The 3049-nt window shown below is 41.5% G+C and carries 3 protein-coding genes; 1 reads left to right on the top strand and 2 read right to left on the bottom strand.

Annotated elements, in window-relative coordinates:
* On the bottom strand, positions 1-521 hold a 521-nt coding region (locus HP456_RS22010), incomplete at its 3' end, for a pyruvate, water dikinase regulatory protein (RefSeq protein ID WP_172255096.1).
* A 13-nt stretch (positions 522-534) separates the two neighbouring features.
* The gene (ccpN, locus tag HP456_RS22005; protein ID WP_172255094.1) at positions 535-1161 is read right to left on the bottom strand and encodes a transcriptional regulator CcpN; all 627 of its coding nucleotides are present in this window, start codon (positions 1159-1161) and stop codon (positions 535-537) included.
* A 462-nt stretch (positions 1162-1623) separates the two neighbouring features.
* Between ccpN and HP456_RS22000 the strand changes: the two genes are divergently transcribed.
* Positions 1624-2997 (top strand): glycine--tRNA ligase, encoded by a 1374-nt coding sequence (locus HP456_RS22000; protein WP_172255092.1) that lies wholly within the window; start codon positions 1624-1626, stop codon positions 2995-2997.
* Positions 2998-3049 lie beyond the last annotated feature (52 nt).

Raw genomic sequence — 3049 nt, 5'->3', positions numbered from 1 at the left:
GGAACATTCGCCACCTTGAATCGTTTATGTGCAAGATACTGTGAAAGAGGTGTCTTGCTTGTTCTTGAAACGCCTACCAGCACGATATCAGCTTTGAGGATTCCCCTTGGATCTCTCCCATCATCATATTTCACAGCAAATTCAATGGCTTCCACTTTTTTGAAGTAGTCATCATCCAGCTTTCTGACGGTACCCGGTTCAAATAAAGGTTCCTTATTATAAATCGTCTGATACTTATCCATCAACGGTCCTATAATGTCAAAGGCATAAAGCTCCTCTTTTTCAGCCTTCTCCTTAATGTACGCCCTCATGTCAGGTTTAACGAGCGTATATACAATAAGCCCCTGATTCAATTTTGCCAGCGAAATGACCTCATCGATATTTTCAAAGTCCTCTACATACGGAAAGCGTTTGATGACCGTATTGGAACCATTGAATTGACTAATGGCCGCTTTTGTAACTAATTCAGCAGTTTCTCCCACTGAGTCGGAAACAACATAGATAATCGGTTCTTTCACGATCGTTCACCACCTTCTATTCTTCTTCTGCCAATGCGACAAATGCTTTCGTGATATTCGTTTTTGTAATCCTCCCGGTGACTTCCATATCACCGCTATCCATTTTCTTCACTACAGGAACAGAATCAATCTGTTTATGGATGAGATCTTTCGCTACACCGATAAGAAGATCGTCTTTTTCACATGTAGTGATGTTGGGCATTCTCGTCATTATGATATTCACAGGCAATGTGCTGAGTTCTTGCTTTCCGATACTTGCCCGGAGTAGATCCTTTCTGGATAATACACCCACTAGATATGTATTTGCATCCACCACGAATAAAGTACCTACATCCTCAAGGAACATCGTAACAATAGCATCATAAACAGACACATTTTCATTCACAACGACAGGTATGGACTGATAATCTCTAACATAAATTTTATTCAGGTTTTCTGTCAAGAGCTGCGTTCCTGTTTTACCTGTATAAAAATACCCGACCCTCGGCCTTGCATCCAAATAACCCGCCATTGTAAGGATGGCAAGATCCGGTCTCAGGGTAGCCCTCGTTAAATTCAACTGATCTGCGATTTGCTCACCCGTAATGGGCCCATTATCTTTGACGATCTGCAGAATATGTTCTTGCCTTTTATTTAGTTCGATTGTTACTCACCACCTAACGAACAAACGATTTATGTTATACTTTATAATAAATATTATATACTATTTACAGAAAATGAAAAGAGAATATTGAAATGGCAATGTGACAACACTATGAATACTATGCATGAACAAAGGGTATCTTTTTTTTATCAAAACTTCAATTCTTTTTTCTTCGAGGATACGGAGTTGTTATTTTTGATGGGGCATGATAAAATGTTTTCATCTTACAACCATATACAGGCTATGATGGATACATAAGTACTTGCAGTGAAGCGACCAGGGACGGTGAAAGCCTGGATGGCAGGGAAACGGCAATCCAGAGCTTACCGACTTGAAAGTGGATATACGTCTTTAAGAACGTGTATCAACTAGGGTGGAACCGCGAGTAACAAGCTCGTCCCTAGGCCTTGCCTAGCGACGAGCTTTTTTTATTTTCTAAACTGATTACAAGGAGTGACTTATATGTCAATGGAACAAGTAGTAAATTTAGCTAAGCACCGCGGATTTGTTTTTCCGGGATCTGAAATTTACGGAGGACTGGCGAACACATGGGATTACGGCCCATTGGGCGTCGAACTTAAGAACAATATTAAAAAAGCATGGTGGAAGAAATTCGTCCAGGAATCCCCTTATAATGTCGGGCTTGATGCCAGCATCTTAATGAACCCGCAAACATGGGTAGCATCCGGTCACGTCGGAAACTTCAATGATCCGATGATTGATTGTAAAGAATGCAAGACACGTCACCGCGCAGACAAAATCATTGAAAACGCACTTGAAGAAAAGGGCATTGAAATGATCGTAGATGGTCTTTCCTTTGACAAAATGGAAGAGATCATAAACGAACACTCCATTTCCTGCCCGGATTGCGGAAGTAAAAATTTCACGGAGATCCGTCAATTCGACCTGATGTTTAAAACACATCAAGGTGTTACCGAGTCTTCCACCAATGAAATCTATCTGCGCCCGGAAACAGCTCAAGGTATATTCGTAAACTTCAAAAATGTTCAGCGCTCAATGCGTAAAAAGATGCCATTCGGTATTGCCCAAGTCGGGAAAAGCTTCAGAAATGAAATCACACCTGGTAACTTCACATTCAGAACCCGTGAATTTGAACAAATGGAGCTGGAATTCTTCTGTAAGCCAGGCGAAGACTTGGAGTGGTTCTCATACTGGCGTGAATTCTGTAAGAACTGGTTACTTAACCTCGGCATGAACGAGGAAAACATGCGTTTACGCGATCATGATAAAGATGAACTATCCCACTACAGTAACGCAACTACGGATATTGAATATAAATTCCCATTCGGCTGGGGAGAACTTTGGGGTGTCGCAGACAGAACGGACTTTGATTTGAAGCGTCATATGGAGCACTCAAACGAAGACTTTCATTATATGGATCCGCAGACAAATGAAAAGTATGTACCGTATTGTATCGAACCATCACTTGGTGCCGACCGTGTGACTCTCGCATTCTTATGTGATGCATTCGCGGAAGAGGAATTAGAGAATGATTCAAGAACGGTTCTCCGCTTCCATCCTGCGCTCGCACCTTTCAAGGCAGCGGTTCTTCCATTATCGAAAAAGTTGTCCGATGATGCATTCAAAGTGTATGAAGAGCTGTCAAAAGACTTAATGATCGATTTTGATGAGACTGCTTCCATCGGTAAACGTTACCGACGCCAAGATGAAATCGGAACACCTTTCTGTATCACATTTGATTTTGATTCAGTTGAAGACGGCCAGGTGACAGTACGTGATCGTGATTCGATGGATCAGGTAAGAATGCCGATCAGTGAAGTGAAATCCTTCCTGATGGAAAAAATCCAGTTTTAATATTGTTAGAAAGAGGCTGGGACAAAACTAATGACCTCGACATAAAGACGAA

Source organism: Bacillus haikouensis (assembly GCF_013179555.1).
GTDB classification, from domain to species: Bacteria; Bacillota; Bacilli; order Bacillales; family Bacillaceae_B; genus Rossellomorea; species Rossellomorea haikouensis_A.
This window is presented reverse-complemented; position numbering and strand designations above follow the sequence as displayed.

Bases quoted from the DNA above. Each gene is read 5' to 3' on its own strand.
- HP456_RS22000 (WP_172255092.1), top strand. From the start codon at position 1,624: ATGTCAATGGAACAAGTAGTAAATTTAGCTAAGCACCGCGGATTTGTT.